Here is a 14,763-nt window from a genome sequence, read left to right as displayed (position 1 = left end):
GGGATGGACGTACTGCCGCTGATCGCACTGGTGGCGGGCAGCGCCGCGATCGCCGGGGCCGCCCGCCGGACACCGGTGGCCGCGCCGCTGCTGCTGGTGGCGGTCGGACTGGTCGCCGCCTACGTGCCCGGTGTGCCGGATTACACACTGGATCCGCACGTCGTGCTCCCACTGATCCTGCCGCCCCTGCTCTACACCGCCGCGGTGGACAGCTCGTACCTCGACCTGCGGGCCAACATCCGGCCGGTGGCGCTGCTCTCGGTCGGATACGTCCTCTTCGCGACCCTCGCGGTGGGCTGGCTCACCTATCTCCTCGTCCCCGATCTGCCGCTGACCACGGCGCTGGTGCTGGGCGCGGTCGTCGCGCCGCCCGACGCGGTGGCGGCCACCGCCATCGCCCGCAAACTGGGGCTGCCGAGCCGGATCACCACCATCCTCCAGGGGGAGTCGCTGCTCAACGACGCCACCGCCATCACCGCCTTCAAGGTGGCGCTGGCCGCGGCGGTCGGCGCCGGGGCCAGCTGGGCGGGCGGGGTCGAGGAGTTCGCGCTCGCCTCGCTCGGCGGTGTCGGTGTCGGACTCGTCCTGATGGTCCCACTGCACTGGCTGCGCACCCATCTCACGGAGGCGCTGCTCCAGAACACACTCTCGCTGCTCATCCCCTTCGTCGCCTACGCGGCCGCGGAACAGGTCGGCGCCTCCGGTGTGCTGGCCGTCGTGGTGGTGGCGCTCTATCTCGGCCACCGCTCCTGGCAGGTGGACTTCGCGACGCGGCTCCAGGAGGCCGCGGTGTGGAAGATGGTCGCGTTCGTCCTGGAGTCGGCGGTGTTCGCGCTCATCGGGCTCCAGCTGCCCTTCGTCCTCAAGGGGCTCGGCGAGTACGGGGTGGGCGAGGCCGTGCTGTACGCCCTCTGGGTCTTCGTGGCGGTGGTCGTCGTCCGGTTCGTCTGGGTCTATCCGGCGACCTTCCTGCCGCGTCTGGTCTCCGCGCGGATCAGGGAGCGTGAACCCGACACGAACTGGAAGGCGCCGCTGATCGTCGGCTGGGCGGGGATGCGCGGTGTGGTGTCCCTGGCCATCGCCTTCTCCATCCCGCTGGCGACCCACGCGGGAACACCGTTCCCGGGACGCAACCTCGTGCTGTTCCTGACGTTCACGACGGTCATCGGCACACTCGTCGTCCAGGGACTCACACTGCCGCCGTTCATCCGGCTGCTGAAGGTGTCGGGCCGCGACCGGCAGGCCGAGACGCTCGCCGAGGCGCAGGCGCAGAGCGAGGCGTCCACGGCGGCGGAGCGGCGGTTGGACGAACTCCTCGCCGACGAGCGGAACACCCTGCCGGGGCCGCTCGCGGACCGGCTCCGTACGGTGCTGGAGCGGCGCCGCAACGCGGTGTGGGAACGGCTCGGCTCCGTCAACGCGATCACCGGGGAGTCGGCGGACGACACCTACCGGCGGCTGTCCAGGGAGATGATCGAGGCGGAGCGCACCGTCTTCGTGGAACTGCGCGACCAGCGGCGGATCGACGACGAGATGCTGCGGACCCTGCTGCGCCGGCTGGACCTGGAGGAGGCCGCGGCGTACCGGGAGGACGGCTCGGGCTGAGCGGGGCGGAGGGGGACGGGGGGCAGGGACGGGGACGGGGCGGGCAGGTTGCCGGGGCGCACGGGCTACGGCATGGAAGGGGCCGGCGTGGCAGGGGCCTGGGGGGACGGTTCCGGCGTGGACGGTTCCGGGGCGCCGGTGATCACCGCCGCGACCGCCGTGCCGGGCGGGAAGGCGCCCTCCGCCGCCAGAGTGGTGACCCCGTACAGCATTTTGGCGACATAGAGACGTTCCACGGCGAGCCCGTGCCGGTCCTCGAAGTCCCGCGCGAAGGCGTCCAGCTCGGGCGGGACCCGGGCGAAGCCGCCGAAGTGGAAGCGTTCGTCGAGGCGCCAGTCGCCCGCCGGTCCCGCGAAGGCGGCGCGCTGCAGCCCCCGTATCTCGCCGTCCAGGAAGCCGCCCCGGAGCACGGGGAAGCCGAGGGCCGTCCGCCCCGCCCCCGGGGTCCCCGGACCCGGCCCGGCGGTGGGGTCCGGCGCGAGTCCCGCGGCGAGTCCCGCGAGCGTGCCGCCGGTGCCGCAGGCCACGGCGACGGTGCCGGCCGCGCCGCGCAGCTCCCGGCCCAGCTCGGCGCAGCCCCGCGCGGCGAGCGCGTTGCTGCCGCCCTCCGGCACGACGTACACCTGGCCGGGGTCGAGGCCGACGCGTTCGAGCAGCGCGGCGACGACAGCGGGCTCCGCCTTGCGGCGGTACTCCGCCCGGTCGACGAAGAGCAGCCGCATCCCGTCGGCCGCGCACCGGGCGAGCGACGGGTTCCGGGGCCGGTCGGCCAGCTCCTCGCCCCGTACGACACCGACCGTGGCGAAGCCGAGGAGCCGGCCGGCGGCGGCGGTCGCGCGGAGGTGGTTGGAGTACGCGCCGCCGAAGGTGAGCAGCGTGCGGCGGCCCGCGTCGGCGGCGGCCCGCAGATTGGGCGCCAGCTTCCGCCATTTGTTGCCCGGAAGCTCGGGGTGGATCAGATCGTCGCGCTTGAGCAGCAGGCGTACGCCCCGGCGCGCGAAGCGCTCGTCCTCGACCTCGTGCAGCGGAGAGGGGAGCCGAGGGCCCAGAGCGGCGAGAGGCGCGAGAGGGCTGGACGGTACCGGCGGTATGAGAGGTCCGGTTGGTGCGGGTGGTACGGACGCTTCGGGCGGCGGGGTCACGTTCCTATTGTCGGCCGGGGTACGCGCCCGCGAATCCGCGCGCCCCCGAAGTGCGCCGTTGGGATGAACTTGCGCGTGTTGTGCCCCGTATCGCGCTGTTCAGTCCCACTCGTTTGTGTAATGGCGGCTGCACGCCACGTGATGGAACCATTCTTCTCGCAGGTCGTACATGATCGAAAGTTTCGAGAGGAAGACTTCATGTCGGTTTCGGTTGGTGACGAGGTCCGGGCGGCACAGCCGCCCCAGCAGAGCCTGGGGACGGACGCCGCTCGGAACCTGGCGACCACCACCAAGTCGGCGCCGCAGATGCAGGAGATCACCTCCCGGTGGCTGCTGCGGACGCTGCCGTGGGTCCAGGTGCAGGGCGGCACCTACCGGGTGAACCGCCGGCTCAGCTACGCGGTCGGCGACGGGCGGGTGACGTTCGTGCAGACGGGCGGCCGCGTCGCGGTCGTGCCGGCCGAGCTGGGCGAGCTGCCCGCGCTGCGGGAGTACGGCGACGAGGGGGTGCTGGCCGAGCTGGCGCGCCGCTGCGAGCAGCGGGAGTTCGAGCCCGGCCAGGTGCTCGCGGCCGCCGGCGACGCGGCGGACCAGGTCTTCCTGCTGGCACACGGACGGGTGGAGAAGATCGGCAGGGGTCCCTACGGGGACGAGACGGCGCTCGAAGTGCTGGCCGACGGCGCGTACTTCGGCGAACAGGCCCTGGTGGACGGGGAGGCCACCTGGGACTGGACGGCACGCGCGGCCACGGCGTGCGTCGTTCTGGTGCTGACCCGCCAGGACGTACGGAACCTCGCGGAGCGCGAGGACTCCCTGCGCCACCATCTGGCGGCGGCGGCCTCCGTACCGGCGCAGCGGACCAACAAGTACGGCGAGGCGGCCATCGACCTGTCCGCCGGGCATGTCGGCGAAGCGGTCGTGCCGCACACGTTCGTGGACTACGAGGCGGCGCCGCGCGAGTACGAACTGAGCGTCGCGCAGACCGTTCTGAAGGTCCACAGCAGGGTCGCCGACCTCTACAACCAGCCGATGAACCAGACCGAGCAGCAGTTGCGGCTCACGGTCGAGGCGCTCAGGGAGCGCCAGGAGCACGAGCTGATCAACCACCGCGAGTTCGGCCTGCTGAACAACTGCGACTACGGCCAGCGCCTCCAGCCGCACGACGGGGCGCCCGGCCCGGACGACATGGACGAGCTCCTGTCGCGCCGCCGCGGTTCGAAGCTGTTCCTCGCGCATCCGCGGGCCATCGCGGCCTTCGGCCGTGAGTGCAGCAAGCGGGGGCTCTACCCGGGCACCGTGGAGGTCTCCGGCACCCATGTGCCCGCCTGGCGCGGAGTGCCGATCTTCCCGTGCGACAAGATCCCCGTCTCGGATGCCAGGACGACCTCGATCATCTGCATGCGTACGGGCGAGAGCGAGCAGGGGGTCATCGGCCTGCAGCAGAGCGGTATCCCGGACGAGATCGAGCCGGGCATGTCGGTCCGCTTCATGGGCATCGACGAGCAGGCGATCATCTCGTACCTGGTCACGGCGTACTACTCGGCGGCCATCCTGGTGCCGGACGCCCTCGGTGTGCTGGAGAACGTGGAAGTGGGCCGCCGGCGGTGAGGTGAGCCGCCGCGCGGCGTGGGTGGCGTGGCGTGCGTACGGGATCCGACGGGCCTGCGGCCGGGCGCCCGCCCGGATCCCGTACGCCCCGATCCCGTAACCCGCCCGGATCCGCGCCTCGCCCCGCGCCCGCCCGGTTCCGTGCCGGGCCGCCGTAGCGCCGTACAGCTGTAGCGCCGTACAGGCGCACCCCCCCAGGACCGAGAGGAAGGTGCCCCGTGACCATGACCAGCACCGGTGCCGCCACCGAGGGCCACGAGGCGGTGGCCCTCCTGGAGCGCACCCGCGCCGAGGTGGATCCCGAACTGCGCGCCGCCGTCGAGTCGTTACCCGCCTCCATACGCGGGGTCGCGCGGTACCACTTCGGCTGGGCGCGGCCCGACGGCACCCCGGACCCGGGGGGTACGGAGCGGGCCGGGAAGGCGATCAGGCCCGCGCTCGTCCTCGCGGCGGCCCGCTCGCTCGGCGGGGACCCGCGCGCCGCCGTACGGCCGGCCGTCGCCGTCGAGCTGGCCCACAACTTCACCCTGCTCCATGACGACGTGATCGACGAGGATCCCGTACGCCGCCACCGCCCCACCGCCTGGACGGTCTTCGGCACGGTGGACGCCATCCTCTCGGGCGACGCCATGCTGGCCCTCGCGGTACGGCTCCTCGCGGAGGATCCGCACCCGGCGTCGGCCGCGGGCTCGGCGCGGCTCGCGTCCTGCGTGATCGAGCTGTGCGCGGGCCAGCAGGCGGACTGTGCCTTCGAGGCGCGCGATCCCAGCGAGGTCTCGCTCGACGAGTGCGTCGCCATGGCGACCGCCAAGACCGGTGCCCTGCTGGGCGCTTCGTGCGCCCTGGGCGCGCTCTACGCGGGCGCGGGGCCCGAGCAGGCCGAGGCCATGGACGCCTTCGGCCGGGAGGCGGGGCTCGCCTTCCAGCTCATCGACGACCTGATCGGGATCTGGGGCGACCCGGGGCGTACGGGCAAGCCGGCCGGAGCCGATCTCGCCGCCCACAAGAAGTCGCTGCCGGTCGTCGCGGCGCTGGCCTCGGGCACTCCGGCCGCCGGGGAACTGGCCGAGCTGTACCGGCGGCCGATGGACGCCGAGGCGGTGCGGCGCGCCGCCGACGCCGTCGAACGGGCCGGCGGCCGGGACTGGGCGCAGCACGAGGCGGCCGAGCGGATGGCCCGCGCCGTCCAGCAGCTCTCCCGGGCGGTGCCCGACCTCGCGGCGGCGGGCGATCTGCTCTCGCTCGCGGAGTTCGTCACCCGCCGAAGCCGCTGAGGGTCCCCAGGGGGCGGGCGGAAACGGCTCGTTGACGTTCGATCAGCTGAGTAGGGTGGCCGGGAGACCAGGGGAATTCCGGCATCAGGGGGATCGGCGTGCGCCGACTGACGTACTTCATCGCGGTGTCCATCGACGGCTTCATCGGCGACCCGTCGGGGGACGGGACCTGCTTCATGCGCTTCGTGGACGAGGAGTTCTTCGCGTATCTGAAGGCCGAGTACCCGGAGACGCTGCCGACCCATGGCCGGAAGCCCCTCGGCATCGACGACCTGGAGAACCGGCGTTTCGACACCGTCATCCAGGGGCGGTCCAGCTACCAACTCGCCTTGGACGAAGGTGTCACCAGTCCGTACGCGCATATGCGGCAGTACGTGGCATCCCGCACCCTCAAGGAGAGCCCGGACCCGGCGGTCGAGATCGTCGCCGAAGATTTGGCCGGAAAGGTCCGGCAGCTCAAGGCGGAGGACGGCGGGCTCGGCATCTACCTCTGCGGCGGTGCCGACCTCGCCGGGCAACTGGCTGACGAGATCGACGAGTTGATCATCAAGACGTATCCGCTGGTGCTCGGCTCGGGGATGCCGATGTTCGCGAGGGATTTCGCCATCACCGAGTTCACCCTGGAGTCCGTGCGCGCCTTCGAAAACGGAGTACTCGTCAGGAACTACGCAAGGAAGCGGTGACCCCTGCGGCGGCGGAGGTTCCGCTACCGCTACAGTCCGCGCCATGGAAGCGGAACCGACGGATTCATGGGCGGGCTGGTACCGGGACCGCCAGGGGGCGGAAGCGATCACCCTCACCTCGGGGGGACAGCAAGTACGCACACAGATCAGGGGAGTTGAGTACGAAGGGGAGGATTTCGCCGTACTGGAAGCGGTGGGACCGGACGGGGGCGGGGTGCTGTCCTCCTGCGTCATGGAGTGGGACATACCGCTGCCGGTCAGCTCCGACGGCACGGTCGAGCAGGCCACGCTGAGCTGTCTGCTCGCGCTCGGCGAGCGGGAGGGCGGCGGGCCGGTCGGGCGCGCGGAGCTGAGCCTGACCCTGCACTGCGGCGGGGCGGCGTACGCGTCGGGGATCGCCGGGGGCGGTTTCGAGGAGGCGCTCGGCCGGATCAGGCGCCAGCTCCCGACGAACACGGAGCTGTCGGACCGGCGGCTGGTGGGCGCGTCCTGAACCGCCGGGGTCCCGGAACCCGGGACCCCGCGCCCCTGACTCCCCGAGCCGCCGGGCCGGTCGCCGGAGCGAGGGAACACGGAAGGGGCGTCCCGTGGGGGGTGGATTCGGGGGACGCCCCTTCGCGTGCGGTGCTGCGGGAAAGGTCAGGAGAGCTTGGCCAGCGCGGCGGCCAGGCCGTTCGCCCAGAGGCTGTTGACCCGGGAGCGCTCCGCCGCGTTCGGCTGGGCGTTCTGGCAGGACGTGCCGGGACCGCCGCCCGACATCAGCTCGCTGCACGGGCCCGAGTAGTGGTCGGGGAGACCGAGGACGTGCCCGGTCTCGTGGGCCGTCACCCGCGTCGAGTTGTACTGCTGGTTCTGCGCGTAGTCCAGGAAGATGTACCCGGAACCGTGGCCGTTGGTGCTGGCGTACGAGCCGCGCGAGTCATTGCCCTCGCGGTAGGTGAAGTCGACGCCGCTGGTGCCCGCCTGGAGCTTCACGTTGGAGACGGCGCTGTTCCAGATCGAGGTGCTCGCGGCTATCTGGCTCGCGAAGCGCGGCGCGGCCGAGGCGTTGTAGACCACGGTGACGGCCTGGATGCCGGGGTTCGCGGCGCGCTTCTCGGCGACCGACTTCAGGACGGCGTCGAAGAACGCCTTGTTGTTCGCCGCCTCCTCCTTCGAGCCCTCGTACGCGGCGTACGAGGCGGTCGGCGTGGCCGACGTGGCGTCGGGGTCGGCGGCGGACGCGGTGGGGGCGAGGGCGAGGGCGCCGACGAGCGCGAGACCGAGGCTGACGGCGGCGGAGGCGGCGCGCTTGGAGTGTCTCATGTGGGGGGCTCCTGTTTCCTGATTCGTCCGGGCCGTCCGGGCTGTCCGGGGTGCCGGTGTCTTCCGGCTCGTCCGGTTCATCCGGCTCGGTCCGGTGAACGGGTTCGGGTTACCGCAGAGTCTCGATGAGTTCGTCCCGGCGCGGATGATGTCAGCCGCCGATAACACCAGCGCATCACCCCGTATGGAAACCCGGCGGTATTTCTTCGAATCAGGCTCCAATTACAGTGTTTTGACCATCTGGTGTGGCTCAGAAGGCCGTTCTACTCTCTGGGCATGGAGCTGGAGGTGAGACACCTGCGCGCCCTGTGCGCCATCGCCGACACCGGCAGCCTGCACAAAGCGGCACGCCAGTTGGGGATGAGCCAGCCGTCCCTCACGACGCAACTGCGTCGCATCGAGAACGCGTTGGGGGCCGAACTGTTCGCCCGCGAACGCACCGGCTGCCGGCCGACCCCGCTGGGCCGTTCCGTCCTGAGCCGGGCCAGGCCGCTCGTCTCCGGGATGGCCACGCTGGTCGCCGAGGCACGCGCGGCCGCCGACCGCGGCGCCGGGCCCCGGCTGCGCGTCGGCTCCACCGCGAGCCGCGCCCTCGCGGGCTGGCTGCGCAGGCTGCGTCACCGGCTGCCGGGTACGGACATCTCGCTGCACATGGACGTCTCGCCCAGCGCGCTGCTGCGGATGGTCGCGGTGGGCCAGCTCGACGTGGCCTTCGTGCACGAGGTGGAAGGCTGTCCGCTGGCCGTCCCCGACGGGCTCACCCGGCGCGTACTGGTCGAACGCGAACCGCAGTTCGTCTCCATGGCCCGGGACCACCCGGCGGCGGCCAGCCAGGTCGTGGAACTGGCCGATCTCGCCGGGGACCGCTGGATGGTCGATCCCGCGGTCGACGGCGAATGGGACGGACTGCGCCGGGTGCTGGGCGCGGCCGGGCTCAACCCCCGGGTGGTGCACGGCGATTACCTCACCGCGGCGCAGCTGATCGCGGTCGGCGAGGCGGTCGCGCCCTGCCAGCCCACTTCGGGCCCGCGCGACGACATGGTGATCCGGCCGCTGCGGGACGACCCGCTGGCCGTACGGCTGCTGCTCTTCTCCCGGTCGGCGCGCTCCGACCACGCGCTCGGCGACGGCGGCGTCCTCGGCGAACCCGCGGTGGAGGCCCACGTGTTCGCGGACCTGGAGGCGGCGTACCGGGAGGCGGCGCTGCGGGCGGTGGACTACCGGCGCTGGCTCACCCGCCACAAGAGCCCCCTGCTGCACGCCCCGGCCGCCTGACCGAACCGTTCGGCGCTACGAACACGGCCGGTCGGGGTGAGCAGCGCGAGGTGTTCAGCCGTATCCCCAGGTGAACACCGCAGGGTCGACTTGAGGAGCGATTTGAGATGGCCCACCGCATGACCGTGCCCGGCCTTTTCCCGCCGCCGGACTACGCCCACGCGGCCGTTGTCGAGACGGACCGGCGCCTGGCCTTCCTGGCCGGTGCGGTCCCGCTCGACGGCGACGGCAAACTGGTCGGCCCCGACGACTTCGTCGCCCAGACGGAACAGGTCCTCACCAACCTGGAGAGCGCCCTGGCGGCCCTCGGCTGCGGCCTCGGCGACGTCGTGTCCACCACGGTCTACGGGGTCACCTCGGACCCGGCGGACCTCAGCCGCGTCTGGGAAGTCGTCCGCGCCGGCGGCCTGACCCTGGGCCCGCACGCGTCGACCCTGCTCGGGGTGGCCTGCCTGGGCTACACGGGCCAGTTGGTGGAGATCACGGCGGTGGCGGAGATCCCCTGAGCGGTTCCGGGCGCGAGGGGAGAGGCACGTCCGCCGTCCACGTCCGCCGTCATCGCGCAGCGGATCCGTGCCGGGTGGGCCCGGATTCGCGCCCACCCGCGGCCGGCCGGAGAAAAACCGCACCCGGACCGCGAAGGCCGCCGTTGTCGGCGGTCCTGCGGGCCGGGTGCGGACCGGTGAGTGGAGTGACCCGCGGGAGGCGGGCCGGCTCGCCGGGTGAGTCAGGCCTTCTTGGTCTCCCAGAAGATCTTGTCGATCTGGGCGATGTAGTCCAGAGCCTTCTGGCCCGTCGCCGGGTCCTTCGACGCCTTCGCGGCCGAGAGGGCCTTGAGGGTGTCGTTGACCAACTGGTGCAGCTCCGGGTACTTCTCGAAGTGCGGGGGCTTGAAGTAGTCGCTCCACAGCACCGAGACGTGGTGCTTGGCGAGCTCGGCGCGCTGCTCCTTGATGACCGTCGCGCGAGCCTGGTAGTGGGGGTCGTCGTTGCCGGCCATCTTTTCCTGGACGGCCTTGACCGACTCGGCCTCGATACGGGCCTGGGCGGGGTCGTACACGCCGCAGGGGAGGTCGCAGTGGGCGCTGACCTTCACCTTGGGGGCAAACAGGCGGGAGAGCATGGAGCTGTCCTTCCTCGTGATCGTCTTCTCAGGTGGGACATTACTCCGTGAGAAGAGGTATTTCGCGAGTGCCCCCTTGGGCTTAGGACAAAAGTCCGGGGTCACCATGGGACCGGTGGCGGAACGTACCGTGGGACCGGGAGGTGCCGTATGACGGAACTGGGGCAGGAGCCGGGGGCGGGGCCCGAGCGGGTGCCGGGGCGGGAGCCTCGGGTGCCGTGGGGGATCGCGGAGGTGACCGGGCCGTCGATGTATCCGACCCTCAGGCACGGCGATCAGCTTCTGGTCCGCTACGGAGCCCCGGTCAAGGCCGGGGACGTGGCCGTGCTGCGGCATCCGCTCCAGCAGGATCTGCTCATCGTGAAGCGGCTTGTCGAGTGGCGCGACGGCGGATGGTGGGTGCTCGGGGACAATCCGGGCGCCGAGGGGGACAGCCGGGTGTTCGGGACGGTGCCCGAGGAACTGCTGCTGGGGCGGGTCAGGGTGCGGTACCGGCCGCTGGGCGGTCAGCGTTCGGCGCGCGCGGTGGTCTCCTGGCTGGTCAGCGGGGTGCGCCCGGTGCTCGCCGGGCGCTCGCCCGCCGGGCGCCTGTCGCTCTCCAGGCGCTTGCGGGCCCGGTAGGCGGCGACGTTGGCGCGGGTCGCGCACCGGTCCGAGCAGTAGCGGCGCGAGCGGTTGGTGGAGGTGTCGAGGTAGGCGTTGCGGCACGGCGCCGCCTGGCAGAGGCCGAGCCGGTCCACGCCGTACTCGGTCAGGTGGAAGGCGAGCCCCATCGCCGCCGTCGCCGCGTACCCCGCGGTCGCGTTGGACGGGTGCTCCGCCAGGTGCATGTGCCAGCGGGGCTTGCCCTCGGCGTCGAGGAGGTCGTGCCCGGAGACCTGCGGGCTGACGGGGAACTCCAGCAGCAGGGAGTTGAGCAGGTCCACCGCCTGGGTGGCCTCGCCCGAGTCGGCGGCGCTGAAGACGGCCCGCAGCCGCGCCCGTACGGAACGGAAGCGCGTCACGTCGGCGTCGGTGGCGCGGCGGGCCGCCTGCGAGTTGGGTCCGAACAGGGCGCGGACCGCCTCGGCCGAGGTCAGGGTGTCCGTGCCGCGGGCCGGTTCCTCGGTGTTCACCAGGCGTACGGCATAGTCCGAGTAAGAGGCCAGTTCCACTTGTAGTCCTTACGGAAGCGGTCTAGGTTCTGGATGGCGGGAGCGGTAATGACTGGTTACGGTTCTAGGGTATTACCGGGGTGTGGGGGAGGGGGTCCATGACGGGGACGGGGCCTGGAGGAACGGAAGAGGCGCCGCGACCGGACCGGGAGGAGCGCTTCCGGGTCATGCTGGACAGGGGTGGAGGCCACGCCGGGCCACGGACCGCGGGTGCTGGACCTCGCCGGCGGTACGGGAAGTATCACGGACAGACTGCTGAAACGGTTCCCCCGTGCGGTGAGTACCGGTGTCGATTTCGATCCCGCCCTGCTCACCATTGACTGCGGCTGCTGCCGTACGCCAGGTAGGGAACGCCCCCGGATCGACGGGGCCGAGCGCGGGCACCGGGACCTCGCCACGGACCGCGTCGAGGCCGCGGGTGCCGTCGAGCGGCCGGGGTGGTGGGAGTCAGGGGCTGCCGTTCGGATCGCGTCGGGCTCGCCTGCCCTGGTCGGCCCAGGACCCCGTACGCGGGGAGCCGGCCGCCGGGCGCGCTCCGGGTGCTCGTGCGCGTGGGGGAACGGCGTGTGTCGGGGGGGGGGGGGCGGGGGGGCGCCGCGCCCGCCCGCGGGGGGGGGACGGGGCGCGGAAGGGTGGGGGGTGGGGGGGGGGGGGGGGGGGGGCGGGGGGGGGGGGCGCGCGGCCCCCCCCCCCCCCCCACCCCTGGGGTCAGAGGACCTTCGACAGGAACGACTTCGTCCGCTCGTGCTGCGGATCCGTCAGTACGTCGCGCGGGTGCCCCGACTCGACGACCACGCCGTCGTCCATGAAGACCAGCGCGTCGCCCACCTCGCGGGCGAAGCCCATCTCGTGCGTGACCACGATCATCGTCATGCCGTCCGCCGCGAGATCCCGCATCACGTCCAGCACGTCGCCCACCAGCTCCGGGTCGAGCGCCGACGTCGGCTCGTCGAAGAGCATCAGCTTCGGCTCCATCGCCAGCGCGCGGGCGATCGCCACGCGCTGTTGCTGGCCGCCGGAGAGCTGCGACGGGTAGCTGGCGGCCTTGTCGGCCAGTCCGACCCGGTCCAGCAGCCGCTCCGCGCGGGCGCGCGCCACGGCCTTCGCCTCGCCCCGTACCTGGACCGGCGCCTCCATGACGTTCTCGATCGCCGTCATGTGCGGGAAGAGGTTGAAGCGCTGGAAGACCATGCCGATGTCCCGGCGCTTCCTGGCGACCTCGCTCTCCTTCAGCTCGTACAGCTTGTCGCCCTTCTGGCGATAGCCGACCAGCTCGCCGTCGACGTACAGCCGGCCGGCGTTGACCTTCTCCAGGTGGTTGATGCACCGCAGGAAGGTCGACTTGCCCGAACCGGACGGGCCGATCAGGCAGAACACCTCGCGCGGCGCCACCTCCAGGTCGATGCCCTTGAGGATGTGCGCGGCGCCGAAGGACTTGTGCACGGACTGGGCCTGCACCATGGCGTTCATGAGGCCGCCTTCGGGGATCGGCGGAATGTTGAGAGGGCGGACAGGTTCTTGACGACCTTCTGCCATGGCGTGAGCGGCAGCGAGCGGCTGGAGCCGCGCGCGTAGTACCGCTCCAGGTAGAACTGCCCGATGCTGAAGACGGTGGTCAGGATGAGATACCAGGCCGCCGCCAGGAACAGCATCTCCGCCGCGGCGCCCGAGGTCTGCCCGATGTCCAGCGCCGCTCTCAGCAGATCGGGATACTGCACCGCCGAGACCAGTGAGGTGGTCTTCAGCATGTTGATGACCTCGTTGCCCGTCGGCGGCACGATCACCCGCATCGCCTGCGGGATTATCACCCGCCGCAGCGTCTTGGCCCGGCTCATGCCGAGCGCGTGCGACGCCTCGCTCTGCCCCTCGTCGACGGAGAGCAGACCGGCCCGGCAGATCTCCGCCATGTACGCGGCCTCGTTGAGGCCGAGCCCCAGCAGCGCCGTCAGGAACGGCGTCATGAACGAGGACCAGTAGTCCTTGTAGATCGGTCCGAGGTTGATGTACTGGAAGACCAGGCCCAGGTTGAACCAGACCAGCAGCTGCACATAGACCGGCGTCCCGCGGAAGAACCAGATGTAGAACCAGGCGAGGGAGGACGTCACCGGGTTCTTCGACAGGCGCATCACCGAGAGGATCACGCCCAGCACCACACCCATCAGCATCGCGAGGACGGTGAGGAGCAGGGTGTGCCAGACGCCGGAGATGATCCGGTCGTCGAAGAAGAAGTCGGGGATCGCCGCCCAGTTCACCTTGCCCTGCGAGAAGGCGTAGACGAGGGTCGCGAGCAGCGCGACGGCGATCGTGCCGGCCACGTACCGCCCGTAATGCCGGACCGGGATGGCCTTGATGGCCTCGGGTCCGGCGGCCGGCGGGTCGGCGGGGCCCGCCTTTTCGATGTCAGTAGTCACAGATGATTGCCTCTCAGCGCCCCGGTTCCAGGACTGGTGCCGGGGCTGGTTCCAGCTCCGGTCCCGGTCACGAGCCGCCGTTGAGCTTGGCCTCCGGGATGGCGCCGGACTCCGCGCCCCACTTCGCGAGGACCTTCGCGTACTCGCCGTTCTCGATGATCGTGTTCATCGCCGTCAGGAGGGCGCTGGAGAGCTGCTTGTTGTCCTTGGAGACCGCGATGCCGTACGGCGCGGAGTCGATCGTCTCGCCGACCAGCTGGAAGTCGTTGCCGCCGCCCGAGGTCTTCACCGCGTACGCGGCGATCGGGGAGTCGGAGGAGCCGGCGTCGGCGCCGCCGCCGCGCAGCCGGGTCTGGGCCTGCTGGTCGTTGTCGAACGACTCGAAGGTCAGCTTCTTGCCGGCCGGGCAGGTCGCCGCCTGCTTCTTGGCGGCGTCCTCGGAGACCGTGCCGCGCTGCACGACGATCTTCTTGCCGCAGAGGTCGGCCCAGGTCTTGATCCCCTGGTCCTTGCCCTTCGGGGTGTAGATGGACACACCGGCGGTGAAGTAGTCGACGAAGTCGACCCCCTCGCCGACCTTCTTGCCGTCCTCGACACCCTCCTGCCGGTCCTTGGTGTCGGTCATCGCGGACATGGCGATGTCGTAGCGCTTGGCGCGCAGGCCGGTGACCAGGGTGTCGAAGGTGGCGTTCTCGAATTCGAACTTCACGCCGAGCTGCTTGCCCAGCGCGGCGGCGATGTCCGGGTCGATACCGACCGTCGCGCCGCTCTTGTCCTTGAACTCCACCGGCGCGTACGCGATGTCGGAGCCGACCTTGACGACGCCCTTGCTCTGGATCTCCTTCGGCAGCTTGTCGAAGAGGGGGGCCTTGGCGGCGCCGGCCGATGAGGAGGACGCGTCCGTGTCCGAGCCGCTCTTCGTCTGGTCGCCGCAGGCGGTCAGCAGCAGGGTCCCCGCGACCGCGATCGCGCCGACCGCGGCCATCCTGGACTTCGCGGTGGTGGTACGACAGGTGCTGCTTGCGGTCATGATCAGGGTCCTCCGGCGGATGAGGGGAGCTGCCAATGGCCGAGCACGCGTCTTCGAGTGTCGCGACCTAGTGTGATGAGTGGCATCTTGCCATTCGGACGGTCCCCTCAAGGGCGCCGGGCATGTCAAAATCGGGTAACGGGAGATCCCCAC

The 14,763-nt window shown here is 71.3% G+C and carries 15 protein-coding genes and 1 pseudogene; 9 read left to right on the top strand and 7 right to left on the bottom strand.

The window, feature by feature from the left end; genetic code table 11:
* Positions 1-3 precede the first annotated feature (3 nt).
* Complete coding sequence (locus ACFXKG_RS29885; RefSeq protein WP_384845661.1) at positions 4-1,605, top strand: Na+/H+ antiporter; 1,602 nt, start codon at positions 4-6, stop codon at positions 1,603-1,605.
* Positions 1,606-1,670: 65 nt separating this feature from the next.
* Here ACFXKG_RS29885 and ACFXKG_RS29880 read toward each other — a convergent pair whose 3' ends face one another.
* Positions 1,671-2,696: a 1-aminocyclopropane-1-carboxylate deaminase/D-cysteine desulfhydrase gene (locus ACFXKG_RS29880; protein ID WP_384845709.1), complete on the bottom strand. Its 1,026-nt coding sequence runs from the start codon at positions 2,694-2,696 to the stop codon at positions 1,671-1,673.
* 249 nt (positions 2,697-2,945) lie between these two features.
* Between ACFXKG_RS29880 and ACFXKG_RS29875 the strand changes: the two genes are divergently transcribed.
* The 4 genes from ACFXKG_RS29875 (at position 2,946) to ACFXKG_RS29860 (ending at position 6,805) form a co-directional block, all read left to right on the top strand.
* Positions 2,946-4,355, top strand: coding sequence for a family 2B encapsulin nanocompartment shell protein (locus tag ACFXKG_RS29875; protein ID WP_384845659.1), 1,410 nt, complete (start codon positions 2,946-2,948; stop codon positions 4,353-4,355).
* A gap of 224 nt (positions 4,356-4,579) precedes the next feature.
* Positions 4,580-5,629, top strand: coding sequence for a family 2 encapsulin nanocompartment cargo protein polyprenyl transferase (locus tag ACFXKG_RS29870; RefSeq protein ID WP_384845657.1), 1,050 nt, complete (start codon positions 4,580-4,582; stop codon positions 5,627-5,629).
* Between the two features lie 98 nt (positions 5,630-5,727).
* Complete coding sequence (locus tag ACFXKG_RS29865; protein WP_384845655.1) at positions 5,728-6,312, top strand: dihydrofolate reductase family protein; 585 nt, start codon at positions 5,728-5,730, stop codon at positions 6,310-6,312.
* Positions 6,313-6,355: 43 nt separating this feature from the next.
* The gene (locus tag ACFXKG_RS29860) at positions 6,356-6,805 is read left to right on the top strand and encodes a DUF6304 family protein (RefSeq protein ID WP_384845653.1); all 450 of its coding nucleotides are present in this window, start codon (positions 6,356-6,358) and stop codon (positions 6,803-6,805) included.
* Positions 6,806-6,951: 146 nt separating this feature from the next.
* Here the strand turns inward: ACFXKG_RS29860 and snpA are convergent, their stop codons facing one another.
* On the bottom strand, positions 6,952-7,617 hold the full coding sequence (gene snpA, locus ACFXKG_RS29855; RefSeq protein ID WP_384845651.1) for a snapalysin: 666 nt from the start codon (positions 7,615-7,617) through the stop codon (positions 6,952-6,954).
* Between the two features lie 276 nt (positions 7,618-7,893).
* On the opposite strand from snpA, the gene ACFXKG_RS29850 reads away from it, so the two are divergent.
* Together ACFXKG_RS29850 and ACFXKG_RS29845 are read left to right on the top strand one after the other, a co-directional pair.
* On the top strand, positions 7,894-8,892 hold the full coding sequence (locus ACFXKG_RS29850; protein WP_384845649.1) for a LysR substrate-binding domain-containing protein: 999 nt from the start codon (positions 7,894-7,896) through the stop codon (positions 8,890-8,892).
* Positions 8,893-8,999: 107 nt separating this feature from the next.
* The gene (locus tag ACFXKG_RS29845) at positions 9,000-9,398 is read left to right on the top strand and encodes a RidA family protein (RefSeq protein WP_384845647.1); all 399 of its coding nucleotides are present in this window, start codon (positions 9,000-9,002) and stop codon (positions 9,396-9,398) included.
* Between the two features lie 221 nt (positions 9,399-9,619).
* On the opposite strand, the gene sodN is transcribed toward ACFXKG_RS29845, so the two are convergent.
* On the bottom strand, positions 9,620-10,015 hold the full coding sequence (sodN, locus tag ACFXKG_RS29840; RefSeq protein WP_382896758.1) for a superoxide dismutase, Ni: 396 nt from the start codon (positions 10,013-10,015) through the stop codon (positions 9,620-9,622).
* Positions 10,016-10,165: 150 nt separating this feature from the next.
* On the opposite strand from sodN, the gene sodX reads away from it, so the two are divergent.
* Positions 10,166-10,636, top strand: coding sequence for a nickel-type superoxide dismutase maturation protease (sodX, locus tag ACFXKG_RS29835; RefSeq protein ID WP_384845644.1), 471 nt, complete (start codon positions 10,166-10,168; stop codon positions 10,634-10,636).
* Here sodX and ACFXKG_RS29830 read toward each other — a convergent pair.
* Complete coding sequence (locus ACFXKG_RS29830; protein ID WP_384845642.1) at positions 10,522-11,169, bottom strand: CGNR zinc finger domain-containing protein; 648 nt, start codon at positions 11,167-11,169, stop codon at positions 10,522-10,524. The genes sodX and ACFXKG_RS29830 overlap by 115 nt on opposite strands.
* A 98-nt stretch (positions 11,170-11,267) precedes the next feature.
* On the opposite strand from ACFXKG_RS29830, the pseudogene ACFXKG_RS29825 reads away from it, so the two are divergent.
* Positions 11,268-11,667, top strand: a pseudogene (locus ACFXKG_RS29825) (hypothetical protein); the annotation flags it as partial.
* 210 nt (positions 11,668-11,877) lie between these two features.
* Here the strand turns inward: ACFXKG_RS29825 and ACFXKG_RS29820 are convergent.
* From ACFXKG_RS29820 to ACFXKG_RS29810, 3 genes are all read right to left on the bottom strand, one after another.
* Positions 11,878-12,630, bottom strand: coding sequence for an amino acid ABC transporter ATP-binding protein (locus tag ACFXKG_RS29820; protein ID WP_382896841.1), 753 nt, complete (start codon positions 12,628-12,630; stop codon positions 11,878-11,880).
* Positions 12,631-12,635: 5 nt separating this feature from the next.
* The gene (locus ACFXKG_RS29815) at positions 12,636-13,580 is read right to left on the bottom strand and encodes an amino acid ABC transporter permease (RefSeq protein WP_384845640.1); all 945 of its coding nucleotides are present in this window, start codon (positions 13,578-13,580) and stop codon (positions 12,636-12,638) included.
* Between the two features lie 67 nt (positions 13,581-13,647).
* Positions 13,648-14,610, bottom strand: a complete 963-nt coding sequence (locus ACFXKG_RS29810; RefSeq protein WP_384845638.1) for an ABC transporter substrate-binding protein — start codon at positions 14,608-14,610, stop codon at positions 13,648-13,650.
* Positions 14,611-14,763 lie beyond the last annotated feature (153 nt).

The organism is Streptomyces sp. NPDC059255, assembly GCF_042752355.1.
Taxonomy (GTDB): domain Bacteria; phylum Actinomycetota; class Actinomycetes; order Streptomycetales; family Streptomycetaceae; genus Streptomyces.
This window is presented reverse-complemented; position numbering and strand designations above follow the sequence as displayed.